A 24,777-nucleotide genomic window follows, 5' to 3' on the forward strand; every position below is an offset into this window, starting at 1 on the left:
GGGTCACAATCATTTGGTTCTCACACGCTCGAGACGAGAGTGGCTCTTTAAGCCAGGCGTAATAGCCACTGTGGTGGACTCGCAAAACCTTGCACATGGTGCGGATGGCATGCTCATGCTGGTACTTTTTGATGAAGGCGTACTTTAACCGGACTCCTTGGCAAAGTACGCGGCGGCCTTTTTTAGGATGTCGCGCTCTTCGGTAACCCGCCGCAGCTCCGCCTCCAGTCTTTTAAGCTTAGCCGTTTGATCATCCCCCACTAGACGCTGCTCAGCTGGAATGCCATATTTATTAACCCAGGCATACAGGCTATGGGGTGAGGTGCCCAGCCTAGCAGCCACATCTCGAACACCAAAACCCCGTTCAACTACCTGTTTGACTGCCTCTAACTTGAACTCTTCAGTAAACCGTCTTCTTGTACTCATGACACACCTCCTAATAGACTAAATATTAGGCTAGAAAGTGTCTATAGAAGTGGTAGCGATTCAGGTGTTGTAATCCCTCTACGAAATAAATTTACCCTAACGGTCCAGAATGCAAATGATGTATTTATTCTGACTGTAGTTGTTAAAAATACGCTGACTAATGAAGTGCTGGTAAAAAAATCTGCAGCTCTTTGGGAGTACATTAAAGTAGTAAATTAAAACCTACCCTGAAATATGTGATGAGCCGTCGTTTAAAACGACATTGCGAGTAACTATGGTTGGTGGCTTGGGCAGGAGTCGATCTAATTTTGACCGATGCATATATGTTTAGAGCTTGCGCACAGTTTTTACACGCTATCCTAACTTTCTGATTGCGCTCGAAATTTTGACCGAGGCATTTTGTAAATTTTGCGCACAAAACGTCTGGGGTGACGTAAACTATTGAAGCCAAAGCGAAAGCGGTCTATCGGAGGATATTTGAAAATCCTTGTGTCGGTGGTTCGATTCCGCCCCGGGCCACCAAGAATCTCAATAGCCCACTTGTTGGGCTATTTTTATTGTTTTCGAACCCTCCTAAATTACGCCTTGCGCAAGCATAGCATCCGCTACTTTTACAAAGCCGGCAATATTAGCGCCGTCGACATAATTAATCGAACCATCCGGTCTGGTTCCATAAGTCAGACATGATTTATGAATGCCTTGCATAATTTCCTTGAGGCGCAGATCAACCTCTTCTCTTGGCCATGAAAGGCGCATTGCATTCTGACTCATCTCTAGACCTGAGGTTGCAACTCCCCCGGCATTGCTTGCTTTACCAGGAGCGTAAAGAACGCGATTATTTTCAAATGCTTTTACAGCACCAGCAGTTGATGGCATATTAGCGCCTTCAGATACACAAACTAAACCGTTATTAATTAATGTTTGGGCATCAATTTCGTTCAGTTCATTTTGCGTTGCACACGGCATGGCTACGTCAGTAGGAATGTGCCAAGGATTCGAATTAGGGATAAATTGAGCCCCAATTAATTTTGCAAATTCACTCACACGACCATAGTTAATATTTTTAATCTTCATTAGAAGTTCAAGCGATTCAGGGGTAAACCCTTTTTCAATAAATACCGTTCCCCCTGAATCCGAAGCTGACAATACTTTTGCACCATAAGCCATTGATTTTTCAATAGCGTATTGAGCTACGTTGCCAGATCCTGAAACAGTTACTCGAAGACCTTTTAGAGATTTACCAGTGTGATTGAGCATCTCTTCAGCAAAATAGACAGCCCCATATCCAGTTGCTTCAGGGCGAATAAGTGATCCACCAAAAGAAAGGCCTTTACCCGTAAAGACGCAGTCAGATTTGTTAGAGAGCTTTTTCATCATACCCGCCATATACCCAACTTCTCTACCGCCCACCCCAATATCACCTGCAGGAATGTCAGTATTTGAACCAATGTGTCTGTAGAGTTCAGAAATAAATGATTGGCAAAAACGCATCACTTCATTTGCACTGCATCCTTTTGGATCAAAATCGGATCCACCCTTAGCTCCGCCCATTGGAAGCGTTGTTAAGGCATTCTTAAAGGTTTGCTCAAAACCCAAGAATTTTAGGATTGACAAGTTGACTGAGGGATGAAAACGAATGCCTCCCTTATAGGGGCCAATGGCTGAATTATGTTGAATGCGATATCCGCGATTAACTCGAACCGTTCCCTGATCATCAACCCAAGATACTCGGAACATGATGGTGCGGTCAGGCTCAACTAAACGTTCTAGAAGTCCTTGTTCGGAGTATTTAGGATTTGATTGTAAGAAAGGCCATAGACTTTCCATTACTTCATCTACTGCTTGTAAAAATTCAGGCTGCTCAGGGTTGCGCTCCTGTACGTAAGACATAAATTCTGTTAAGTGCTTGTATTCCATGATTTGCAGCCCAAGTTAATAATTTATTAGTATCGTTTTTTTTGTGTTTCTTTGAAAGGGGTAGCGTCGTTTAAAACGATAATTTAGAGCTTGAGTTTGGCAGCCTGTAGCCTTGGTTGATTCCGCCAAGGGCCACCAAGAAACACCAAAACCACCTTCGGGTGGTTTTTTTCATTTTTACTCTCCACATTCACAGTATTCGACGCTTTTGGACTTTGCCTGCGCTGTCGTTTTAAACGACAAGCCCACTTTCAGTTACATTTGTAAATACATGGAAACCCATCAAAAATCTTCTGTAACTAAAACCATATTCATCGTGCCTGCTATGGATTGTCCATCGGAAGAGCAGATGATTCGTATGGCATTGGGTTCTTTGGCGATACACGCCATGGATTTTGATATTCCCAATCGCAAATTAATCATTTGTCATAGCGAAGAGCCTAATGTAGTTCTCGATAAATTAGTTCCCTTGGGTTTTGGGGCAAAGATTGAAAGCAGCCAAGCGTTAGAAGACTTTGAAATTAAGCTAGCTCAATTAGATGCCGCCAAAGATGCTCAAGAGCGAAAAGTCCTAATTTGGCTCTTAGCATTAAACGGATTAATGTTCTTCGTTGAGATCATTGTGGGCTGGATTGCTCAATCAGCAGGACTTATCGCTGATGCTTTAGATATGTTTGCTGATGCCGCAGTCTATATGGTAGCTTTATATGCCGTTGGTAAAGCCGCACAGCACAAGCTCAAAGCCGCTAAGTTGGCTGGTGTTGTTGAATTACTTTTGGCCACTCTTGCTTTTTGGCGTACAGGTTATCAAATTTACATTGGGGCAATGCCTCAGGCAAATGCCATGATTTGGATTTCGTTACTTGCTTTGGCGGTTAATGTCACCTGTCTATATCTAATATCTAAACGCAAAAATGATGGCGTTCATATGCGAGCCAGTTATATCTTCTCTGCCAATGATGTTTTGGCTAACATAGGCGTGATTATTGCTGGCGTATTAGTTGATTGGCTTAACAGTCCGATTCCCGATTGGATTATCGGTTTAGCTATTGGATTCTTGGTATTGAGTGGCGCTATTCGGATATTAAGGTTGAAATAGAGTCAGGTATCCTCAGCCCTGGTCGATTCCGCCCCGGGCCACCAAGATTCTCAATAGCCCACTTGTTGGGCTATTTTCTTTTAAGGCTTGGCGGGGTTGGGCGCCTTTAGTCTCGGATAGCCATATCTAGAACCGTCCTTTAAAAGGACGCGTCAATTATTCATCCTTGTGTCAGTCGATGTCGTTTAAAACGACGTCTTATGCTTCATATCAATCATTACGAGGTTTGCTTTAGCTCCTTTAAAACTTCCATATAGAAACGGTTCGCCAATTCATCCTCAGGAGTAAAAGATTGGCCCCAGCCCTCTTTGTTGTAAATCTCAATTTCTTCGCTATCTCTTGCGCGAATAAAGATGGCTATTTTTGGATTCAGTGTTCTTGCTGTTTCTATCATTTTGCTGACATCAATAGAGTCTTGAGAGGCAATAACTAAGACGGCAGCATTGGCAATATGCGCTTGAATCAACACAAATGGATCTGATGCATCTCCCGACACTGCTGGGGTTCCAATTTTTCTTAAATCTTCAACAATCGAGCGATCCTTTTCCGCCACTACACAAGAGACGCCCTGAGCTCTTAATTTTTCTAGAACTCTTTTGCCAACTCGACCATGACCCACAATCACGACTTGCCCAGTCAGTAATGATTGCTGAGTAGATGAAGGCAGCAATGCGAGAGGATCCATGCGTTGATCTAATTCTCTTGCAAGAGATGAGCGCTTTCTGGCCCAGTTGATCAATGGCGAAATACTGTCAAACAGAAACGAGTTGAGAGCGATTGAAATGATGGCGCCTGCAAGTATTAAGCTATAAGCCTCATTTGGAATGAGGTTCATGGCTAAACCCATCCCTGCCAAAATGAAAGAGAACTCTCCAATTTGAGCCAAGCTGATACCAACAGTTGCGGCTGTGTTTAGTGGGTATCTGAAAAGTAAAACAAGGGCCATGGCTGCCAATGTTTTTCCAACCAGAATAATAAAAATTACAACAAGTAGCTTCATGGGCTCTTGCCATAATATTTGGGGGTCAAATAGCATGCCTACCGATACGAAGAAAAGCACAGCAAATGCATCTCTAAGGGGCAAGGATTCGTCCGCGGCTCTTTTGCTTAATTTAGATTCACCGAGCATCATGCCTGCAAAAAATGCTCCCAAAGCAAAAGAAACATCAAATATCTTTGCAGCCAAGAAAGCGATGCCAATAGCAGAAGCGATCACTGCTAAAGTAAATAATTCTCTAGAGCCATTTTTTGCTACTAGCCATAAGATTTTGGGAAGCAATCTTTTACCAATAACAAGCATGAGCACTATAAATACGCTCACTTTGGCCAGTGTGATACCTATTGGCTTAAGTAATTCAGTGAAATTACCACTGGTGGCGTTGGCTCCATCATGCTGAAATAATTCAGCTAATACAGGGAGAAGAACTAGGGCCAAAACCATGACCAAATCTTCGACAACAAGCCAACCAACTGCAATTTTGCCGTTGGAGGTATCCAAAAGACCTTTATCTTCTAATGCACGTAAGAGGACAACCGTACTTGCAACCGACAGACTCAAGCCAAATATAAGTGAGCCCAATAAAGACCATCCCCAATTGGTTGCAACGAAAAAGCCGAGCGCCGTCGCAACTAACATCTGAAAAAGTGCGCCTGGAATGGCAATTTTTTTCACGGCCATCAAATCGCCAATAGAAAAATGTAAGCCAACACCAAACATGAGTAGCATCACCCCAATCTCAGCCAATTGCATCGATAGACCAACGTCAGCAACAAATCCTGGCGTAGCTGGGCCAATAAGCACGCCTGCGAGTAGGTAACCTACCAATGGCGGCATTTTTAAATAAGTAACAGCAAACCCCAGAATCAGCGCCAAGCTAAATCCAGCGGCAAGAATGGCGATAAGGCTTACATCATGTGGCATGAATCTAACCCCTTAATACTGTTGGAATTCTTAACATCACAATAATAGTTCACTGCATCAAAAGGGGTATTTGTGTTGTTGAGCTAACTCAATGGTTTGGATAATGATTAAAGGATCATATGAAATGTCGTTTTAAAGGACAGTTTAGAGTTAGAGTCAGGCATCCTCGGCCCTGGTTCGATTCCGCCCCGGGCCACCAAGAAACACCAAAACCACCTTCGGGTGGTTTTTTATTGCCTTGTGTAAAACTACCATCATGAATATTGATGAATATCGTATAGCAACAGTCAAAGATGTTCCAGAGTTGGTGAGCTTGATAAACAACTCGTATCGTCCCAACGGTTCTGAGGCTGGCTGGACTCATGAGTCAGAACTCATAGAGGGCGACAGAATTAACCCACAGCAACTTACTGATCTGCTTGATAGAGATGGGTCGACAATATTGCTCGGCCTAAACAAAGGCGAGATTGTTGCCTGCGTGAATATCAATGAAGAGTCAGGGGCGATTTATTTGGCCATGCTAACTGTTAAGCCGTCATGCCAAAATTTTGGGTTGGGCAAAGAAATGCTCCAGCTCGCAGAAGAGTATGTCGAGAACCAATATGAGTCTTCAACACTTAATTTGTTTGTCATTTCAGAGCGTAAGGAGTTGTATGATTTTTATTTACGCAGAGGCTATCAATCCACGGAAATAATCTCAGACTATCCAGCAAATGCTGGGGTTGGTATTCCCAAGGTCGTTGGACTTAAGTTGGCACTATTAACAAAGCAAATTTCCTAGGCCCTGGTTCAATCCCGTCTCGAGCTATCAAGAAATACCAAAACCACCATCGGGTGGTTTTGGTATTAAGATTAATATAAGTTAATTACCGGTGATTCATATGAAAAATTTGCTAATTGCCTTCGGCTCAGCCTTACTCGTTTTGGCCTTAAGCGGCTGTCTTGCGAGCACAACATCGCCCGTGGGTGTGAATTGCGACTATAGCCAAGGCAAGCCATTATGGGAGTTGCCTCTTGATTGTCAGGGTAGATAATCCTTGTGTCGGCGGTTCGATTCCGCCCCGAGCCACCAAGAAGGACGCAAATTACTAGACTTCTATAAGATGGATGAAGCCGGGGGGAATAACGATGCCATTGGTAAGAATTGATTTAAGCAAAAAATACTCTGAGGGCTTTGCACGGCAGGCCGGGGACATTGTCTATAACGTAATGCGAGAACAAATCAACGTTCCTGAAGATGATAAGTTCCAGATTATCACTAGACACGATGTATCGGAATTTAATCTTCCAAAAAGCTATTTGGGCATTGAATATTCAGAAGGGATCATTTTTATTCAGGCGATCATAAGCTTTGGCAGATCCACAGATCTTAAAAAGAAGCTATACAGAGCCATTTGTGAATCCCTAGTTACAAATCTTCAAGTCAGAGCTCAAGATGTCTTTATCAACTTACTTGAGGTGAACAAAGAAAATTGGTCATTTGGTAATGGTGAAATGCAATATGCCGATAAGGCTTAAGTATCCCTAGATATTCTGCCTCACCAGAAAAATTGTTTTAAACGACAATACAAAGTCAGACTGATAACAGGGGGCTGCATGTATAAGCTTATCGCTTTTGATGCTTATGGAACATTATTTGATGTGTATTCCATGGGAAAGTTGGCAGAAGATTTATTTCCTGGCAATGGCCAGGCCTTTGCTCTAATGTGGCGTGATCGCCAAATTGAGTACACTCGCCTAGTCACCATGAGCGATCCTAATCCTGGTGGCAGTAAGCACTACCTTCCGTTTTGGGAATTAACAATTCGTTCATTGCGTTATGTATGTAAGCGCATGAACTTAAATCTCACTCCTGACTACGAGAAGCGGTTGATGGATCAGTATGCCAAGCTCACTGGTTTTGAAGATAGTCTGCACGTTCTTAAGTCAATAAAAAATAAAAGTATTTCCACGGCAATTTTGTCCAATGGTAGTAGAGAGATGTTGGCGACGGTAGTTGAGAGCAATGGTCTTGCAGCTTACCTGGATCAGGTCGTCACTGTTGAGGATGTGCGATTATTTAAGACCGCCCCTCAAGCCTACGAGCTTCTTTTAAAAGCGTTTCCAGTTAAAAAAGAAGAGGTTCTTTTTGTATCGAGCAATGCTTGGGATGCACTAGCAGCAAAGTGGTTTGGTTTTGATGTATTTTGGGTTAATCGGCTTGGGCACCCCTTTGAGGAGATTGGTGAGAAGCCAAACTATGAAGGCAGTTCGTTAAGCAACGTTTTAGAAGTTATTTAGAGCCTTTAAGTCTTGAGACGTAAAATGAATTCTTAATGCCAATTGAGTTCATTCAGCGTCTAACAAGCGTACAGCGATCCCCCAAAACCAACATTCAATTGGGCGCCTACATGGCGTTTGTGGCGGGCGCTGTAAATGCCGGTGGTTTCTTGGCTATTTCTCGTTATACATCTCATATGAGCGGGATTATTTCCGCAATTGGCGATGACCTTGCTCTGAATGACTTCATTGCGGTTTTAGGCGGCATCTCACTTTTGCTCTCATTTCTATTTGGCGCAGCTACAACAGCCATCATTGTTAATTGGGGCCATAGAAGAAAAATTCATAGTGAGTTTGCCTTGCCGCTATTCCTTGAGGCTGCTCTGTTGTTAGTCTTTGGTTTGGTAGGTGCTAACCTCAATTTATATCTACCTTTAACCATTCCAGCAATCGCCCTTCTGCTGTGTTTTGTGATGGGCTTACAAAATGCTATTGTCACTAAAGCTTCTAAAGCAGAAATTAGAACAACTCATATGACGGGCGTCATTACCGACATTGGAATAGAGGTAGGGAAGTTAATTTATTGGAATAAATCTACGCAAGCCAATGAAAGTGGATACGTCAGGGCGAATAGGGATAAATTAAAAACCCATTTATTTATTTTCGGAATGTTCTTGGTTGGCGGAATTATTGGAGCGCTTAGCTTCAAAACGGTCGGCTATATAGCGGTGATACCACTCTCCTTTTCTTTGGTGTTAATAGCCAGTTTGCAGATGTATCGGGACATTAGAGTGCTAATAAAGGGCTAGCTTTTTCGCATTTGGATGCGAATAGGATGCGGCCTGTACTGCAATGATAAAAAATAAGGGAGGCAAAAGCCTCCCTTATTGATAACGGATTACTATTAAATTAATTAAAACAGGTCTGCGTTCATGACCTTAGTCCAAGCGGCAACAAAGTCATTCACAAACTTTTCTTTGTTGTCATCTTGCGCATACACTTCTGCGTAGGCGCGCAATATGGAGTTAGAGCCAAACACCAGATCAACTCGAGTGGCAGTCCATTTGGTATCGCCTGTATTGCGCTCAACAATGTCATAGCTATTCCGACCGGTAGGCTTCCACTGGTAATTCATATCAGTTAGATTGACGAAGAAGTCATTGCTTAATACACCCTCTCTTTCTGTGAATACCCCATGTTTTGTGCCAGCATAGTTTGTGCCAAGTACGCGCATACCGCCCACCAGCGCCGTCATCTCTTGGGCGGTGAGCCCCATCAACTGTGTGCGGTCTAAGAGCAACTCTTCTGGAGTGACAACATAGTTTTCTTTCAACCAATTACGATAGCCGTCTGCTAGTGGTTCAAGAACTTCAAATGACTCTACATCTGTCATTTCCTGGGTAGCATCACCACGGCCTGGAGTAAATGGCGCCTTAATATCAAATCCTCCGGCTTTGGCGGCCTGCTCAATACCGATATTGCCGCCCAGTACGATGGTGTCAGCAATGCTGATGCCGGATTCTTTTGCGATTTTTTCGTACACCGACAAAACTCTTGCCAAACGTTCTGGTTCATTGCCTGCCCAGTCTTTCTGTGGCGCTAAACGAATACGCGCACCATTAGCACCGCCGCGCTTATCTGAGCCACGATAAGTGCGAGCGCTATCCCAAGCAGTATTTACGAGATCGCTGATGGATAGGCCGCTGGCTTTGATCTTCGTTTTGACTGCTTCAACGCCATAATCTTTTGGGCCTGCCGGTACTGGATCCTGCCAGATTAAATCTTCATTAGGAACATCTGGCCCAAAGTATCTTGCTTTAGGTCCCATATCTCGATGGGTTAACTTAAACCAAGCCCTAGCAAACGTTTCGGAGAAGTAGGCTTGATCCTTATGGAACTTCTCTGAGATCTTGCGATACTCAGGATCCATTTTCATTGCCATGTCTGCATCGGTCATCATTGGCATGCAACGAATGGAGGCATCTTCAACATCAACCGGCTTATCTTCTTCTTTAATATTGATGGGTTCATATTGCCAGGCACCCGCTGGACTCTTAGCCAGTTTCCATTCGTAATTCAATAACAAATGGAAGTAACCGTTATCCCACTGGGTTGGGTGTGTTGTCCAAGCGCCTTCAATTCCGCTGGTTACAGTATCTCTGCCAATGCCACGAGTCTTGTGATTCATCCAGCCAAGACCTTGTTCATCAATCGGAGCCCCCTCTGGCGCTGGCCCAAGATTGGCTGCGCTGCCATTGCCATGTGCTTTCCCAACAGTATGTCCGCCAGCAGTTAGCGCAACAGTCTCTTCGTCGTTCATTGCCATGCGAGCAAAAGTCACCCGAATATCTTGTGCGGTTTTCAGGGGATCTGGATTGCCATCTACGCCTTCTGGATTTACATAGATCAAACCCATCATGACAGCAGCAAGAGGATTGGCTAAGTCTCGTTCGCCAGAATAGCGACTTCCTTCACCACCACTTTTTTGGAGCCATTCTTTTTCAGAGCCCCAATAGATATCTTTTTCTGGATGCCAAATATCTTCTCGGCCAAATGAGAAACCAAATGTTTTGAGTCCCATGGATTCGTAGGCAATGGTGCCGGCCAAGATCATGAGATCGGCCCAGCTCACCTTATTGCCATATTTCTTTTTGATTGGCCACAAGAGTCGACGGGCTTTATCTAAGTTTGCGTTATCTGGCCAAGAGTTCAATGGAGCAAAGCGTTGATTACCTGTCCCAGCCCCACCGCGACCATCGGCAATGCGATAGCTTCCAGCGGAGTGCCAGGCCATGCGAATCATTAGGCCGCCGTAATGCCCCCAATCTGCTGGCCACCAGTCTTGGCTATTGAGGAGAAGATCTTTCATATCCTGCTTGAGCGCACTCACATCGAGCTTTTTCAATTCATCTCGATAGTTGAATGACGGACCCATTGGGTTTGTCTTTGTATCTTGCTGATGAAGAATGTCTAGGTTCAGTGACTTTGGCCACCATGCCATAGGGGTGTTGCTGGATTCAGTATTGGCCCCGTGAGCAACTGGGCACATTCCTTTTGATGTCATTTAGATCTCCTTGTAGGTAAATCATTTTTGCTTGGTTAGCCTGACCTATTCAGACTAACTGATAAAGCTATAAACAGTCTGTTTGGTTAGCAGTTTTTTATTCGCCCGCCATGAATGTGATGAGAATGTTCATATTTAGCCCTTCCGGTTGGGCTCTGGCCGCAAAATGGTCAGTAGGTCCCGTTCATATTGATGGCTGAGGAAGTACAAGCCTTCTGCAATTACAGCCAATCTGGTTTGAATCTTCATTTTTAACTCCCTTCCTTGTGTGTTGTGATGGGATCATCTTGTTCTTTGTTAAATGATTCGTCCAATGAATTAATATGAACTTATTTATCGAATAAATAGATAATAAAATTGAGCGATATGAATTTGATGGTGTCATAGGACATCCTCAGTCTCGCAGGTAAATCAGCATTGATCAAGCCAATATCAAAAGTTACCATCAGGTAATTCGGGCCTGAGCCCCTAGACAAGAACATGAGCCAGCCCCCATTGATTTCCGTAAGCTACATCAGCAAGGCAACCCAGGACATGGGTGTCTTGGCATTGATGCGCTTGACTGATCAGGCTGCGCAACTCAATCAAAAGTTGGGGCTATCCGGAGTGCTCTTTTATGAAAATCAACATTTTGGTCAGATATTAGAGGGGCCTCGTGCAGAGGTCACAAAAATATGGGAAAAAATTCAGCGAGACCCACGCCACCACCAGGTGCGCCTGTTGAATATGAAAGAGATCGAGGAAAGAAGTTTTCCCGCCTGGTCAATGCGCTTCTTCTTGGCAAAAGAAATCATTGCAAAGATGCCTAACCTTACTGGCGTATTGGACGGGCTGCCCGAGCATGATGTTGAGCTATTAAGGCTAATGCGAACAGCGGCAGAATGAGAGCGAGCACCCTTTGGTGATGAGTATGAGGCGGCCGTGTTAGCCACTAAACTACTTGCATGAAGCAACTTCTATACTTTTTTCTGATTGCAGCGTTTGGGGTTTCCTTTGCGCAAGAGGTATCTAATTCTTACGACTTAAAAGTTGCCGTCACCAGGGCAGGCGATCGCTTTCAGGTAAATGCAAGCTATGAGGTGCCGATTAACGTATGCGAAGCTTTTGCATTTATTACTGACTATGAGGGCGCTAAAATTTTGCCTGGAATAGTGGAGTCAAAAGTGCTCTCTAGATCAGGCAATAAAGTGAAGGTTGCTCGCTTGCTCGAAGAAAGAATTTTATTCATTCCATTTGAGATGCGATCTGAATTGGAGTTCGTAGAGCTGCCCAATAAAGCATTGCTCTTCGAGCAGGTAAGTGGAGACACCAAGTATTACAAGGGGAGCTGGCGGCTCTTGCCTGAAAAAGATTTCACTACGTTTAAATACGATGCACAGGTTGAGCCAAACTCTCTTGTGCCATCGGCGGTGATCGAGTTTTTTATCAAAAACATCGTGCGACGACAGTTTGAGTCAATGGCTGAGTTGGCATCTCAAAGAAAGCCCCCTCAAAAAACGGCATGTAAGTTGTAATGAGTGAGCTGATTTTTCAGAGCATATTGCTTGGCTCATTAGGGCTCATTGCTGGAGTCTTGGGTAGTGTCTTGGGGTTTGGGACAACCATCATATTGATGCCCGCCCTGGTTTACTTTTATGGGCCCATGCAAACGATTCCGGTAATTGCTATTACTGCGACTGTTGCAAATATTTCTAGAATATTTTTATGGTGGCGAGTCATTGATTGGAAGGCTTGTGCGGTTTACAGCCTAACTGCAATACCTGCCGTAGTTCTTGGGGCACATACTCTTATATCCTTAAATGAGCGTCTAATTCAATTAGTGCTCGGCATTTTTTTGATTAGCCTCATTCCAATTCGTCGATGGATGCGACGACAGCAATTCTATTTAAAGTTATGGCAGTTGAGTTTAGTCGGTGCCTTTATTGGCTATCTCACAGGAATTGTAGCGACCACCGGAGCCATTAATACACCATTCTTTTTGGCCTATGGATTAAGTAAGGGCGCCTTCTTGGGAACGGAGGCAGCCAGCACCCTCTCTATTTTATTTGCCAAAGGAATTACTTTTCATCAGCTAGGCGTCTTAAATTTGACGGCCATTATTCAGGGGCTGTTAATTGGCAGCACAGTCATGGCTGGATCAATACTATCTAAACGCATTGTGCTGTCTTTGCCTGAAAAAAGCTTTATGTTCCTAATGGAGTTAGTGATGTTGATCTCGGGAATCTTGATCATCGGAATGGCGTTCTAGCACCTTCTTTCAAATTTTGCTTTAGAGTAATGTGAACATGACTAATCTCAATCAACTCCCCACTGATTTACCGATTCCTCAGGATGATGGGGCCGCAGCTCACTTAGTAGGTATGCGCTTGCCCGCTATCTCATTGGGCACGACTAATGCTAGCCAATTTAATCTTGGTGAGAGCAAAGGCCGCTTAGTGATTTACTGTTATCCGATGACAGGCCAGCCCAATGTTCCGCTACCGGAAGGGTGGGATCAAATACCTGGAGCAAGAGGGTGTACGCCACAAAGTTGTTCCTTTAGAGATCACTATCAAGAGTTACGCGCCTTAGGTGCAGATGTTGTTGGTCTCAGCGTGCAGTCTACCGAATACCAAAAAGAGATGGCGGATCGATTGCACTTACCTTTTCCGGTATTAAGTGACGCAGGCTATCAACTTCAGCAAGCTTTGCACTTGCCAACTTTTGTTGCTGCTGGAATGACTTTATTAAAGCGCATCACTTTGATTGTGAATGATGGCGTGATTGAAGCTGTGCACTACCCAATATTTCCGAGCGATAGCGATCCGGCTTGGGTGATGGACTACCTAAAAAATAATCCTGCCTAAGCTAAGGCAAATTGTATTTAGCCCAGGTGAACAAGACGTTTCCGACATTTTGTCCACCAGGCACATAGGCAGTCTGGATGCTGAGATCTTTGTAGCTGATTGAGGCAATGGGTAGCACCCCGGGGAAGGGGACGTAGTTCATGATGTCTTGGCGAGACATCATGAAGACAGTTGCTCCAACGCCATACTTCCAGTCTGGGCTATTGCCGATGTTCCACATCGGTATCCATCCATAGCCGACCATGTACTCATAAATTCCGTGCGAGTCTTTGAAGGTCATGCCATAAATGCCCTCCCAATTACCGCTCTCATTCATCAATCCTCTGCCGAATCCAATGCCCATTGGGTACTCGGTGTACTCATTGATCTTGTCTTGAGAATACGCATAAGGCATGTGATAGGTATAGAGGGGAATGTAAAGCTCGTTACCGCCTTTATCCCAAACTGACTCAAGATGCGTAGTTGTAGTCTGGAACCACTCGGATACGGTTTCAGCGCTAGGGGCTGCAAATGGCATCAAGAGAAGCAAAAGAACAATGAATCTACGGCACATAACTAAGAATTTCTGAACTGAAAAAGGCAAAACGTCTCTTAAGTAAGGATTAATGCTGTTTTTGTAATAAACCACCTGAATTGACAAGATTATATGTTGCTTTGCAGCAATATTTGCTTGCAAAGGCCAAAATAAGCTATTAATATGGTGCAGTGCAACAAAATAACCCTTTAAAGGAAATATCATGTTCAAAAATCAATTCGCAGAAAATCAAGCCAAATCCGTAGAAAGCGCCCGTGCATTGGGTCAAACAGCTCTTGAGAATGCTCAAGAGTTGGCAGAAATCAATTACCAGGCTGCACAACAAGCTGTAGCAAATGCGCAAGCTAAGGCTGCTGAGCTATTGAAGGGCAAAGATGCCAAAGCTGCACTAGACCTTCTGCAAAGCCCAGAAGTACAAGAGGCTGTTGCTGAGGTGGCTGCTTATCAGAAAAAAGTAGCTGCAGTGCTGCGTCGCGGTAATCAAGAGTTGGTTGAGGCTGTAGAAGCCGCCATTGACCAATCACAAGATGACTTGAAGAGCTTTGTAGCCGCTGCTACTTCAAAAGCCCCGGCTGGCTCAGAGGCATATGTAAGCGCCTTTACATCCGCGTTCAATACAGCAATGCAAAACTTTGACCAAGTGCGTTCAACAACACAAGACGCCTTTGCAAACTTTGAGAAAAGTGTTGAAACAGCAATGAAGACTGCACAAGGTCAATTTGGCCAAGCCCCTAAGGCAGCAAAAAGCCGCGCCAAGTAATTAGTAGATAATAGCCACACAGAAAGCCCCGTGTAAGCGGGGTTTTTTGATGGCGTTACTTCAAAAAAATTTGAGAAAATAGCCAGATAGCTGTTAAAAATGCATGAAGAGGCGCGCTTTTAATTCTTGAGGAAATAGTATGAATCGCATTATGTTGTTAGCAAAAATTCACAGGGCAACCGTTACTGAGGCGGATTTGCATTACGAAGGCTCTTGTGGAATCGATGAGGATTTGCTCGATGCTGCTGATATGCGCGAGTTTGAAAAGATCGAGCTCTACAACATTAACAACGGTGAACGTTTCTCAACTTACATCATTAAGGCAAAGCGCGGTTCTGGGATTATTTCTCTGAATGGTGCAGCTGCACGCAAAGCGCATGTTGGCGACCATCTCATTATCTGTACCTATGGCCAAGTCAGTAATGATGAGGTTGCAAAGCATGTGCCTAAAATTGTTTTATTGGGCGAAGGCAATGCCATTAAAGAAATCAAGAAGGTCAATTAATTTTTGATTGGTAGTCGACTAGGTGTAAGCCAGCATTACACGAATAGCATCACGAGATATACTAGCGACAAGCAGGAGAGTGAGGTCTTAGACCTCCACCGAAGGCGCAAACTCCCATGAACGCTCAGGTACCCACTAGGAAGGTACTGCTTATCCTAAACAGCCGTCTGGAGAGTCACCATATTAATGGTGCACCGAAGGAGCAAGCACTAAGTTAGGTCTTAGTGTGAATCTCTCAGGTATCAAGGACAGGGGGAGCGGCAAGCGGGTGACGCATTCTTTGCGCACACGCATGTTAGGAGCCCTGCATGAATACCACCCCAAGCTAACTCAGTAAGAGCGCATGACAAATTTCCCGTCACGGGACCTTAAAAAACTTACTGAATCAGGCAAACAATATGAGCAATATCTACACCAAAGAAGCACCATACCATCCAGGCTATGAGGATGCATCGTTTAAACATGAAGTTTCAAAAGGCGTCTCTGAGTTGAGTGAACTGAGGCGAGTAAATTCACGTTATCTAAAGTTTGCAGACGCCATTGTGGATTTCTGCAAAGCGAGTCATGTTCCAGTGAAAAAAGTGACTGCAGAATAGCGAGATTTAGGAAGTAAGGATCCAAAATTAAAAGCCACCTACGGGTGGTTTTTTACATTCAAATCTTGATAAGATCGTTTATCCAATTTAATTCTGAATACATCATGAAACTAGCGCGCCTAATTTCCATATTGTTAGCAACCCTATTTGTTCTTGGGGCTTGTTCCAAGGAAGAGCAATCTAATGTAATTAAGGTTGCCGTATCCCCAACGATACCCCCCATGCTATTTGAAAAAGATGGCAAATATACAGGCATAGACTTGGAGATATTTGAGGGCTACTGCAAGTCAAGGGGCTGCACATTCAAAATGACTGCTTATGATTGGCTGGGTATGTTGGGCGCGGTGACTAGTGGCCAAGCTGATGTTGCATTCTCTGGGATTTCTATTACAGATAAGCGTAAAGAGGTGATGGATTTTTCTAATCCTTATTTCACCAGCACCTGGCAGTTGATTGGCTTAAAAAACCGCCATATCAAAATTACGGATTTATCCCAGTTAAAAAAATACACTATTGCTTATCCGACTGGCAGCGTATTTGATGACTACGTAAAAACCGTATTGCAGCCAAAAGGATATTACTCGGTAGACCAAGTAAAGCTATATCCATCGCCCGCTGAGGCGCTCATTGCGCTGCAAAATGGCAATGTAGATTTGGTATTTGTGGACAACGTCATGCTGGTTAATTATCAAAAATCTTTAAATCTTCCGGTTAGCAGTAGTTACCAAGTGGTCGGGTTTGATAATCTGGGATTTGCCTTCAAAAAAGGCTCAAAATTACGCGATGACTTTAATTTATACCTTTCTGAGCTGGGCCCAGAAAAGCTAAAGGCAATTATTAATCGCTGGACACAATAAATTGAAGTGATTTTCATATATTGGGTTAAAGTGCATCTTAAGCTGATCATTTCAATTATTCATAAGGAAAAATATGTCCCATCATGACAAGTTAATTGCTGCATTTGAAACGTATCAATCAGAGAATGAAAAGTTTCACGGAAAAGGCATTAAAGCTTCTGCTGCAAGAGCTCGTAAAGCATTGCAAGAGATTGCCGGTTCTTGCAAAGAACGCCGCAAAGAAATTACTGCTGAAAAAGAAGCGCTTGAAGGCAAGCCAAAAGGTGAGGGTATGTCACAAGATGCTGCTCGTCATGCGCACATCCGAAAGTAAGCTTTTTCTGAAAAGTCAAAAGTCACCCGCGGGTGACTTTTTTATTTAGAGGTCAACGTTTTCTAGAGCGGGGCCCTCAAGGTGTCGAGTGTCGGCCCATTGCCCCACCGCCCATCCACTATCTTGACTATGGGTAAGCCAGTTGAGTGATGCATTTGGTACTGAAGCTATTCTTTCAGCACTGAGGGCTTGCTTGCTAGCAATTCGATACATCATATCGAGCGTTCCGCCATGACTAACGATCAAAATAGTTTTACCAGTATGCCTTGCTTGAATTTTATCCAGCGCATTTTGTACGCGCAATGCAAATTTCTGAATGCTTTCTCCGCCCTCAAGATCATGCTCTAAGTCACGAGCAGTGTGTGCTTGCCAAATGTCAGGACGCTTCAATGGGGCCTCGCCAATTGAAAGTCCTTGAAGTGCGCCAAAATGCCGCTCTCGTAGCTCGCTATCCACTTGTGCATCTACACCAAATAATTCAACTACAGCATTTGCGGTGTCAGCCGCTCTCTTGAGGTCGCTGGTGTACAGAACATCAAATGTGAGTTTGATGTCTTTAAGTGCTTGCGCCATTTGGCGAGCCTGCAACATGCCTGTCGCATTAAGCGGAATATCGGTGTGCCCTTGCAAGCGCCTTTCGGCATTCCAAGAAGTTTCGCCATGGCGAATGAGGCAGAGTTTAGTTGTGGACATACTGCAATATTAAATTGAATTACTTTTCTTCAGACTCTGAAAGGTGAAGAAGATCTCCAGGGGTGAGTTGTCCAGACTCTAACGCCTCTGCCCTGAGGCCGCCCCTATTTTCAAAGGCGCTCATGAAATCTGGTCTTTTCAGTAAGTTGGCTGGTCGTTGGCATGGCTCACACAACTCGGTACCTCTAAATGCGAGACCACCCAAATAAAAAATCTTGCCAACTAAATCGTTGAGCTCATCCGCAGAAATGTCGCTGATGATGACGTTTCTACGAGTCTCGCCTTCACCAAAGGGTATTTGCTGCTTAGCTATTAATTGATGATTAGCATCCTCCACACCCTCTAGGGCGATGATGGAGATGTGACGTATCTTGATTTTAGTTTTGGAGAATGCGCCTCTGTCTAGCGCATAACGATCCCCCACAATTCCTTCGCCAGCAACGATGTTGGCTTGTGTAATCTGTGCCATTGTTTCGCCCGCTTGAGAGGCAATGTAGATGGAGTGAATCAGAGGGAGTGCTTTCATGATGAGAGCATATTACATAAGAAAAAGCCCCGGTAATTTCTGGGGCTTAGTACTTAGGCTGCGACAGGCTCAGCGATAGCTGCTGGCGCTGGAGGGCGCTTATTGAGAGCCCTCTGAATCTTTGCTTTTTCTTTTGGCTTGGTGCTAGATTCAAGTAATTTATTGAGTTGAGTGACGGTAAGTGGGCCCAATTTAGCTTTGCCGGTTTTACTAACCATGGGATCGTTTTTTCTATTTCTTTGATTTTGGCCAACAGCCATATTTTTTCCTAGAGTCTTGGAATGATGAACCTCTGAGCTTGCTCAGCAGACTCCCCTATATAGGGCGCGGAATAGTGATCACAAATCAGAATAACAGTTAAGCAGTCCAGGCGCTATGATTAGATCATGATGAATATTCCTAATCTGATTTTTGCCGCCATCATGGGTGGGCTTATGTCTTTGAGCATTACATTGGCCACGACTTTTGTACGAGTGGGTCTTGCGCCAGATTTCTTATGGGTTTGGTTGGAGGTTTGGTCAGTGGCCTATCCGGTCGCGATTATCTGTATTTTGATCTATCGACCATTTGCTAGCAAACTCACTGCAAGCTTGGTGAAGAGGCTTGAGCTATGAATAGGCTAATACGCTTATTAAATAAGGGAGCTTAAATGAAGCATCTCAAATATGTTTTGTTTTTGGGGGTTTTGTTTTTGAGTGCTTGCGCGGCTGTTTATACCGATGCATCAGATTCAAATCACGTCACCTTTTTAAATAGTGATGGTGAATCCATTGCATCACTAACACCCAAGGCCAATGCGTACTGTGCGCAATATGGAAAGACAGCGTCTTTTAGGAAGACCGATACTCAGTTAGTTGCAGTGTTCGATTGCAATTGGCCGCAATCAAGCCCACGCTAGATTTATCCAGCGAGGTCTGATTGATAGATGAGGCCCGCATGCTCTCTCAGGGCATGGAATTGAATGGATTCCCAGCGCTGTTGAGCAACATCTAGTTCTGATTTGTGGCTAGCCAAAAATACTGAAGCACCGACAACATCCTCTGCCATGCGGTGAATATTTTCTTGTATGAATTTCTTAAGTGCTACAGGATCGTCTGAGCTTACCCAGCGAGCCAGGTTATAGCGTGCAGGCAGTAAGCGAACTTCGGCGCCATACTCAGTTTGAAGGCGATGGCTCACCACTTCAAACTGTAGCTGTCCAAAGGCGCCCAGGAGCATGGTGCCGCCAGTCATAGGGCGGAATACTTGAATTGCACCTTCTTCGCCAAGCTGCATTAAGCCTGTGCGTAATTGCTTAGAGCGTAATGGATCGGCGGATTCGACCATGCGGAAAATTTCTGGGGCAAAAAATGGCAAGCCTGTGAATTGCAATTGCTCACCTTCTGTGAGTGTGTCACCCAGTCTCAGAAGGCCGTGATTTGGTAGTCCAATGATGTCGCCAGGGAAGGCCTCATCCAAAATATCGCGACGTTGCGACAAGAAAGACAGTGCATTATTGGTGCGCACTTCTTTTCCATTTCGACAAATCTTCAACTTCATGCCGCGCTGGAAATGCCCAGAACATATACGCAAGAAGGCAACGCGATCTCGATGCGCTGGGTCCATATTCGCTTGAATCTTAAACACCACTGCAGAGAATTTATTTTCAGCGGGACTGACTTCTCGTTGCAAAGCTTTGCGTGATCCCGGTGATGGAGCAAGCTCAACTAAGGTATTGAGAATTTCTCGTACACCAAAATTATTAATAGCTGAGCCAAAGAATACTGGCGATTGACGACCGGCCAAAAAGGCTTCTCGGTCAAACGCAGGCATCGCGTTTTTAATGAGATCCACTTCTGCAAGTGCATTTTCGAGATCAGTGCCTAGGCGCTCTTTCAGAGCAGGATCATTGACATCAATAATTGCATGCGAATCTTCAGTCACACGATCTTCGCCCGCCTTGAACATACGCATTTGTGAGTTGGCGATATCAATCACACCGGCAAATGATTTACCCATGCCTACAGGCCAAGTAAAAGGGACTACCTCGATGCCTAGCGCAGTTTCAATCTCATCCATGAGTTCCATGGGGGGCTTTACTTCGCGATCCATTTTATTAATGAAGGTCACGATTGGCGTGTTGCGTGCGCGGCAGACTTCAAGCAAGCGCAAGGTCTGTGATTCAACGCCATTTGCGGCATCAATCACCATGAGTGCAGAGTCAACGGCAGTCAGTACGCGGTAGGTGTCTTCAGAGAAATCTTGGTGCCCCGGGGTATCGAGAAGATTAATAATGCAATCACGGTATTCCATTTGCATGACCGAGCTCGCAACCGAAATACCACGTTGCTTCTCAATCTCCATCCAGTCAGAGGTCGCGTGACGACTCGCTTTGCGGGCCTTGACGCTTCCAGCAATCTGAATAGCTCCCGCGTATAACAAAAGTTTTTCGGTAAGCGTGGTCTTTCCAGCATCCGGGTGAGAGATGATGGCAAAGCTGCGACGTCTTAAAACTTCTGCGCCGGGAGTGCTGGAGGTGATGGTATCGATGGTAATTCTGCGCTTAATCTAATTGACAGAATTATAAGCGTGCCGAGCTTCTTAGAATTGCTCTTCAGGTCTTACAAAACGCCACTTTCCAGGAGGTAGGGCGCCCAGAGAAATTCTGCCCATACGAACACGTTTTAGACCTAGAACTCTCAGGCCAACCATTTCGCACATGCGACGAATTTGACGCTTGCGACCCTCTTTCAGAACAAAACGCAGCTGGTCTTCGTTCTGCCAGCTGACTTGAGCTGGCTTTAAAACAACGCCATCTAGCTCCAGACCATGTTTTAGTCGATCTAGATCTTCAAAAGAGAGGGCGCCTTCAACTCGAACCAAATACTCTTTCTCGATCGGACTATTTTCGCCGATGAGGAGTTTGGCAATACGACCATCTTGGGTTAACACCAGCATGCCAGTGGAGTCGATATCGAGGCGACCTGCAGGTGCTAAGCCGCGGGTATTAAAGCGTGGGTTGCGCCCCTTATCCAACGGACTAGGAAAGTAATTGTCTGGAGTGATCAGCGAGGCAGCCGGTTGGTACTCTTGCTCATCATCGTAATGAGAGATAAAGCCAACAGGTTTATTCAGAATGACCGTAATCCGAGAGGCCTGTTGAGCTTTGGCCCCAGACTGCAATTCAATCTTTTGGCTACGAAAAGCCCGTGAGCCCAGCTCATTCACTACCTCACCATCAACGGTTACCAGGCCCTGCTCAATATAGGAGTCAGCCTCACGACGAGAGCACAGACCTAATTCAGAGAGCAGCTTGGAGACACGAATTTTTTCTTCCATAGCCATATTATCGGGCAATTGCCCAAACATAGACTAGGTTCTGACAATATGCACGCTGCAAGGGGCCTCTTCAACAATCTTTGTCATGGAGGTCCGCCATGGCGTTACTTTGTTTGGCGGCTTGTGGGATGCCCCAATCAAAATTAGGGAGGCATCATTGTCTTTAGCAAATTCCACAATGCGACTTGCTGGATCTAGTGCCTCTAGCACGTGATATGAAATCCGTTCAGGCGGCAACTTCAATGGTTTAGCCCATTCCATGAGCTGCACAAGATGACCTCGCACAATACCGCTAGCAGTTTCACTTTCTTGATTGCCTTCAAAAGTTGGTGTGCTCGCAATGGTGCTGAGACATACAAGGCGACTTTCGGGATAAGCCTGCAATAAACTCTTCGCGGTTGTTTGCATGCGCTCACGCAAGTCTTCATCTGATTGGCGTGTATCAATCGCTGCAATCATTAATGGCGCGTCATAATTTCCGACGCTAGGGCGCGGGCTTGGGGAGGGTTCGTAACCTGCTGCGCGGAACATGCGTTTGAGATTTTCCCAAAAGCTCAGGGGATCAACTCGGTCAGCGCGCTCTGTAAGGGTGACGCTTTCATGGTCACGCAAGACTTGACGGAGACGTGTGGCACTTTGATATCGATCTGCTGCGCGCGGCTCTAGGCAGCGCAAAACAATTTCCTGTAACCAGCGTGGGATTTCTTTACGAATGGCTCTGGGAGGAAATGCCTGCGCCCACATTCGTTTTCGTAGGCCACTCATCGACTGTGGGTTGCCAAAAGGTAGTTCACCCGTTAGCAGCTCGTACATAATCACGCCGATAGAAAAAATATCACTGCGATAGTCAGAGCGAATTCCAGTAACTTGCTCTGGCGAAATGTATGGCGCAGAGCCAATTCCCTTGCGCATTTCTTCTGCAAGTAAGTCGGGAAAGCGCGCATGATGCGATAAGCCAAAGTCAATTAAGGTTAGCTTGCCCTTATCGTCAATCAGAATATTTTCTGGCTTGATGTCTAAATGAATAGCATCTTGCGAATGAAGGGATTGCACCGCTTGTGCTAGGTCAGCGCCAATCTTTACCACCTCATCAATCGTAAAAACTTTACCTTCTTTGATGAGGTCTTCAAGCGGTCGCCCTTCGACGCGCTCCATTGCAATATAGGGGCGCGTAGCCATGTTGCCGGAGCCAAGATATTTCGGAACATAGGGGCTCTTGAGCGAGCGCAGAATAGTAAGTTCAGTCTCAAAACCAATGAGGCTTTCAACAGGCTGATCACGACCTACTCTAGGTATTTTGAGAAGTATGGGAACATCAATCCCCTCTTTGGTTGCCGAGTACAAGCTGGCCATGCCACCACGATGAACTTCTGTCCCCAAGACAAATCCATCAACTACTTTGCCTTCTTGGAAAATCTCATCAACTGCTTCAATATCAGTATTAATCGACATAAGGTAATTATTTGCCCGTGATTAGGCGGTTGGCAAGATCTTCCGGCAATCCAGCGCGGCGCACTTTATCCGCTGCTGTAAATTGATCGTAAGGAGTGCGATGAAAAGTGAGTACTTCTAACTCTGGCTCGAAAACAGCAAAGCAAGCCTCAGGATTTCCATCTCGCGGTTGACCAAGCGAGCCAACCACTCCGACCCATTGACGATGGCGCATTACTGGAACTTCGTCACCAGGATGTGGGGCAAAACGAATTAATTTACCAACGGCACTTTGATAAAAGAGCGCTTGCTCGTGAGCATGGCCGACAAACGTATATGTCTTGCCAGAGTTTTGAACACAGCGCCAGGCGCTCATGCTGTCAGTGATGTAATTCCAGTCTCCTGGATTGTGTGCCGATGCATGAACAAAACACATCGCATCTTCTTGAATCATTAATGGCAAGTCTTTTAAGAATTGCACTTGAGTAGCGTTAAGTTGGGATTTAGTCCACTCAATTGCGGCATTCGCACTCGCATTCATTTGATGGCTATGGTCTTCAAAGACTGCTTGGTCATGATTGCCTAGAACGGCAATCGCCTTGTTATTGGCAACCATTTCTCCAATACGATCAATCAGAGCGCCAGGATCCGCGTTGTAACCAACAAGATCGCCTAAAAAAACCATGCGGGTAACACCCAAATCTTTGGCCTGCTCCATGCAAGCATCGAATGCCTCTAAATTGCTATGTAGATCGGCAAATAGCCCAATACGTTCAGTCATCCTTTAATGATAGGACAAAAGCGCTGCGAGAAGAAGGGTTAATAAGGCCCAGCTTCGTTAAATGGCCTGTTTTTAAAACGCTTATGAACCCAATAGTACTCAGCGGGCCTGAGCCTAATCTCACGTTCAAAAATTTGGTTTAAGCGTGCGGTATCTGCTTGCGGGTCCTCGGTTGGAAAATTCTCAAGCGGTTTGCTAATCGTACAAACATAACCAGCCCCATTCTTTTTTAGCGTCGTAATCATCATGCAGACTTCCGCACCAGTGATTTTGGCGAGGCGTGATACAGCTGTAATCGTATTGGTTTGAATATTAAAAAAGGGAACGAAGGTTGAGTCCTTGAGGCCTAAATCGATATCAGGCGCAATGATAATGAAGCTCCCCCTCCGAATTTCTCGGATGAGCTCAAGAGAGTTTCCTTGGCGATCAATAGAATTTCCACCAAAGCGATTGCGCCACTCAATAATTTTTCTATTAAAGAAAGGGCTTTTCATTCTTTGGAAAAATCCCGAGGTGCGTGGCCAGCCCCTGTCGTGAGCAAGTGCACTCAAAATAATGCTACCTTCAATGCCAATAAAATGCATGTTTACTAAGATGCGCGGCTTTCTATCACTCAAATCGATCTCTGATCGAACTTCGATCATGTCATCCAGCTGTTTTTTGGTGCCGAGCCAAATAATGCTTTTCTCTACGAGGCTGCGGCCGAGCAGCTGCCAATGTTGTTTTCTAAGTTGGTTAATTTCATTTGCGCTGAGTTCGGGAAAGCACAGTTCTAAATTTTTTTGAACCACACGATTGCGATCGCTGGGAATGAGTGCCGTAAGATTGCCCAAGCCATAGCCAATAGAGACGAGGGTCTTGTAGGGGAGCGATACTAAAAATCGAAGTAGCGCTACCCCAGAATTATTTGAAAAATTTTTAAACAAAACT

Annotated in this window: 28 protein-coding genes, 1 pseudogene and 1 riboswitch; of the genes and pseudogenes, 16 read left to right on the forward strand and 13 right to left on the reverse strand. The window is 44.9% G+C overall.

What is annotated here, in order from left to right; translation table 11 throughout:
- Together ICN30_RS01545 and gdhA are read right to left on the reverse strand one after the other, a co-directional pair.
- A pseudogene (locus ICN30_RS01545) lies at nt 1–426 on the reverse strand (transposase); the annotation flags it as partial.
- 573 nt (nt 427–999) lie between these two features.
- Nucleotides 1,000–2,343 (reverse strand): NADP-specific glutamate dehydrogenase, encoded by a 1,344-nt coding sequence (gdhA, locus tag ICN30_RS01550; RefSeq protein ID WP_216272811.1) that lies wholly within the window; start codon nt 2,341–2,343, stop codon nt 1,000–1,002.
- A gap of 271 nt (nt 2,344–2,614) precedes the next feature.
- Between gdhA and ICN30_RS01555 the strand changes: the two genes are divergently transcribed.
- The gene (locus ICN30_RS01555) at nt 2,615–3,442 is read left to right on the forward strand and encodes a cation transporter (RefSeq protein ID WP_215347903.1); all 828 of its coding nucleotides are present in this window, start codon (nt 2,615–2,617) and stop codon (nt 3,440–3,442) included.
- A 217-nt stretch (nt 3,443–3,659) separates the two neighbouring features.
- Here the strand turns inward: ICN30_RS01555 and ICN30_RS01560 are convergent, their stop codons facing one another.
- Nucleotides 3,660–5,363 carry a cation:proton antiporter gene (locus ICN30_RS01560; RefSeq protein ID WP_216272812.1) on the reverse strand — a complete coding sequence of 568 codons (1,704 nt, stop codon included), beginning with the start codon at nt 5,361–5,363 and terminating at the stop codon, nt 3,660–3,662.
- Nucleotides 5,364–5,619: 256 nt separating this feature from the next.
- On the opposite strand from ICN30_RS01560, the gene ICN30_RS01565 reads away from it, so the two are divergent.
- The 4 genes from ICN30_RS01565 (at nt 5,620) to ICN30_RS01580 (ending at nt 8,431) form a co-directional block, all read left to right on the forward strand.
- Nucleotides 5,620–6,144 (forward strand): GNAT family N-acetyltransferase, encoded by a 525-nt coding sequence (locus ICN30_RS01565; RefSeq protein ID WP_216272814.1) that lies wholly within the window; start codon nt 5,620–5,622, stop codon nt 6,142–6,144.
- Between the two features lie 347 nt (nt 6,145–6,491).
- A complete protein-coding gene (locus ICN30_RS01570) occupies nt 6,492–6,881 on the forward strand; it encodes a tautomerase family protein (RefSeq protein ID WP_216229634.1) in 390 nt (129 codons plus the stop codon).
- Between the two features lie 78 nt (nt 6,882–6,959).
- Nucleotides 6,960–7,643 carry a haloacid dehalogenase type II gene (locus ICN30_RS01575; protein WP_216229635.1) on the forward strand — a complete coding sequence of 228 codons (684 nt, stop codon included), beginning with the start codon at nt 6,960–6,962 and terminating at the stop codon, nt 7,641–7,643.
- Nucleotides 7,644–7,678: 35 nt separating this feature from the next.
- Nucleotides 7,679–8,431 carry a YoaK family protein gene (locus ICN30_RS01580; RefSeq protein ID WP_216229636.1) on the forward strand — a complete coding sequence of 251 codons (753 nt, stop codon included), beginning with the start codon at nt 7,679–7,681 and terminating at the stop codon, nt 8,429–8,431.
- 104 nt (nt 8,432–8,535) lie between these two features.
- Here the strand turns inward: ICN30_RS01580 and katG are convergent, their stop codons facing one another.
- Nucleotides 8,536–10,686 carry a catalase/peroxidase HPI gene (gene katG, locus ICN30_RS01585; RefSeq protein WP_216229637.1) on the reverse strand — a complete coding sequence of 717 codons (2,151 nt, stop codon included), beginning with the start codon at nt 10,684–10,686 and terminating at the stop codon, nt 8,536–8,538.
- A gap of 480 nt (nt 10,687–11,166) precedes the next feature.
- On the opposite strand from katG, the gene ICN30_RS01590 reads away from it, so the two are divergent.
- The 4 genes from ICN30_RS01590 to ICN30_RS01605 are packed head-to-tail and all read left to right on the forward strand — an operon-like array spanning nt 11,167 to nt 13,532.
- Nucleotides 11,167–11,571, forward strand: coding sequence for a BLUF domain-containing protein (locus tag ICN30_RS01590; protein ID WP_216229638.1), 405 nt, complete (start codon nt 11,167–11,169; stop codon nt 11,569–11,571).
- A 59-nt stretch (nt 11,572–11,630) separates the two neighbouring features.
- Nucleotides 11,631–12,200: an SRPBCC family protein gene (locus ICN30_RS01595; RefSeq protein WP_216229639.1), complete on the forward strand. Its 570-nt coding sequence runs from the start codon at nt 11,631–11,633 to the stop codon at nt 12,198–12,200.
- Nucleotides 12,200–12,934: a sulfite exporter TauE/SafE family protein gene (locus ICN30_RS01600; protein ID WP_216229640.1), complete on the forward strand. Its 735-nt coding sequence runs from the start codon at nt 12,200–12,202 to the stop codon at nt 12,932–12,934. Before ICN30_RS01595 ends, ICN30_RS01600 begins: the two co-directional genes overlap by 1 nt.
- Nucleotides 12,935–12,971: 37 nt before the next feature.
- Complete coding sequence (locus ICN30_RS01605; protein ID WP_216229641.1) at nt 12,972–13,532, forward strand: peroxiredoxin; 561 nt, start codon at nt 12,972–12,974, stop codon at nt 13,530–13,532.
- A gap of 1 nt (nt 13,533) precedes the next feature.
- Here the strand turns inward: ICN30_RS01605 and pagP are convergent, their stop codons facing one another.
- Nucleotides 13,534–14,271: a lipid IV(A) palmitoyltransferase PagP gene (gene pagP / locus ICN30_RS01610; RefSeq protein WP_216272816.1), complete on the reverse strand. Its 738-nt coding sequence runs from the start codon at nt 14,269–14,271 to the stop codon at nt 13,534–13,536.
- Between pagP and ICN30_RS01615 the strand changes: the two genes are divergently transcribed.
- The 5 genes from ICN30_RS01615 (at nt 14,270) to ICN30_RS01635 (ending at nt 17,098) form a co-directional block, all read left to right on the forward strand.
- On the forward strand, nt 14,270–14,827 hold the full coding sequence (locus ICN30_RS01615; RefSeq protein WP_216229643.1) for a phasin family protein: 558 nt from the start codon (nt 14,270–14,272) through the stop codon (nt 14,825–14,827). The genes pagP and ICN30_RS01615 overlap by 2 nt on opposite strands.
- Before the next feature lie 139 nt (nt 14,828–14,966).
- Nucleotides 14,967–15,332, forward strand: a complete 366-nt coding sequence (gene panD / locus ICN30_RS01620) for an aspartate 1-decarboxylase (protein WP_216229644.1) — start codon at nt 14,967–14,969, stop codon at nt 15,330–15,332.
- A 157-nt stretch (nt 15,333–15,489) separates the two neighbouring features.
- Nucleotides 15,490–15,594, forward strand: a riboswitch (glycine riboswitch).
- A gap of 136 nt (nt 15,595–15,730) precedes the next feature.
- Complete coding sequence (locus tag ICN30_RS01625; RefSeq protein ID WP_216229645.1) at nt 15,731–15,928, forward strand: hypothetical protein; 198 nt, start codon at nt 15,731–15,733, stop codon at nt 15,926–15,928.
- A 104-nt stretch (nt 15,929–16,032) separates the two neighbouring features.
- Entirely contained in the window at nt 16,033–16,785 is a 753-nt protein-coding gene (locus tag ICN30_RS01630; protein ID WP_216229663.1) for a transporter substrate-binding domain-containing protein, read from the forward strand.
- 73 nt (nt 16,786–16,858) lie between these two features.
- On the forward strand, nt 16,859–17,098 hold the full coding sequence (locus ICN30_RS01635) for a hypothetical protein (RefSeq protein WP_015422196.1): 240 nt from the start codon (nt 16,859–16,861) through the stop codon (nt 17,096–17,098).
- 45 nt (nt 17,099–17,143) lie between these two features.
- Here ICN30_RS01635 and ICN30_RS01640 read toward each other — a convergent pair whose 3' ends face one another.
- The 3 genes from ICN30_RS01640 to ICN30_RS01650 are packed head-to-tail and all read right to left on the reverse strand — an operon-like array spanning nt 17,144 to nt 18,577.
- Entirely contained in the window at nt 17,144–17,791 is a 648-nt protein-coding gene (locus tag ICN30_RS01640; RefSeq protein ID WP_216229664.1) for a histidine phosphatase family protein, read from the reverse strand.
- Nucleotides 17,792–17,810: 19 nt separating this feature from the next.
- Nucleotides 17,811–18,317, reverse strand: a complete 507-nt coding sequence (locus ICN30_RS01645) for an MOSC domain-containing protein (protein ID WP_255533047.1) — start codon at nt 18,315–18,317, stop codon at nt 17,811–17,813.
- A 53-nt stretch (nt 18,318–18,370) separates the two neighbouring features.
- A complete protein-coding gene (locus ICN30_RS01650) occupies nt 18,371–18,577 on the reverse strand; it encodes a hypothetical protein (protein ID WP_216225667.1) in 207 nt (68 codons plus the stop codon).
- 126 nt (nt 18,578–18,703) lie between these two features.
- Between ICN30_RS01650 and ICN30_RS01655 the strand changes: the two genes are divergently transcribed.
- Both ICN30_RS01655 and ICN30_RS01660 read left to right on the forward strand, forming a co-directional pair.
- A complete protein-coding gene (locus ICN30_RS01655) occupies nt 18,704–18,931 on the forward strand; it encodes a DUF2798 domain-containing protein (protein ID WP_216229666.1) in 228 nt (75 codons plus the stop codon).
- 35 nt (nt 18,932–18,966) lie between these two features.
- A complete protein-coding gene (locus tag ICN30_RS01660; RefSeq protein WP_216229667.1) occupies nt 18,967–19,215 on the forward strand; it encodes a hypothetical protein in 249 nt (82 codons plus the stop codon).
- Nucleotides 19,216–19,217: 2 nt separating this feature from the next.
- Here the strand turns inward: ICN30_RS01660 and ICN30_RS01665 are convergent, their stop codons facing one another.
- Genes ICN30_RS01665 through ICN30_RS01685 form a run of 5 tightly spaced genes read right to left on the reverse strand, consistent with a single transcriptional unit; the run spans nt 19,218 to nt 24,773 of the window.
- Nucleotides 19,218–20,837 (reverse strand): peptide chain release factor 3, encoded by a 1,620-nt coding sequence (locus ICN30_RS01665; RefSeq protein WP_370623614.1) that lies wholly within the window; start codon nt 20,835–20,837, stop codon nt 19,218–19,220.
- A gap of 60 nt (nt 20,838–20,897) precedes the next feature.
- On the reverse strand, nt 20,898–21,635 hold the full coding sequence (locus ICN30_RS01670) for a pseudouridine synthase (RefSeq protein WP_216229833.1): 738 nt from the start codon (nt 21,633–21,635) through the stop codon (nt 20,898–20,900).
- Between the two features lie 33 nt (nt 21,636–21,668).
- Nucleotides 21,669–23,087: a protein kinase gene (locus ICN30_RS01675; protein WP_216272818.1), complete on the reverse strand. Its 1,419-nt coding sequence runs from the start codon at nt 23,085–23,087 to the stop codon at nt 21,669–21,671.
- 7 nt (nt 23,088–23,094) lie between these two features.
- A complete protein-coding gene (locus ICN30_RS01680; RefSeq protein ID WP_216229669.1) occupies nt 23,095–23,847 on the reverse strand; it encodes a metallophosphoesterase in 753 nt (250 codons plus the stop codon).
- A 38-nt stretch (nt 23,848–23,885) separates the two neighbouring features.
- The gene (locus ICN30_RS01685; RefSeq protein ID WP_216272820.1) at nt 23,886–24,773 is read right to left on the reverse strand and encodes a lipid A biosynthesis acyltransferase; all 888 of its coding nucleotides are present in this window, start codon (nt 24,771–24,773) and stop codon (nt 23,886–23,888) included.
- Nucleotides 24,774–24,777: the final 4 nt, after the last annotated feature.

Origin of the sequence: Polynucleobacter sp. 31A-FELB, assembly GCF_018882405.1 — a bacterium.
GTDB lineage: Bacteria > Pseudomonadota > Gammaproteobacteria > Burkholderiales > Burkholderiaceae > Polynucleobacter.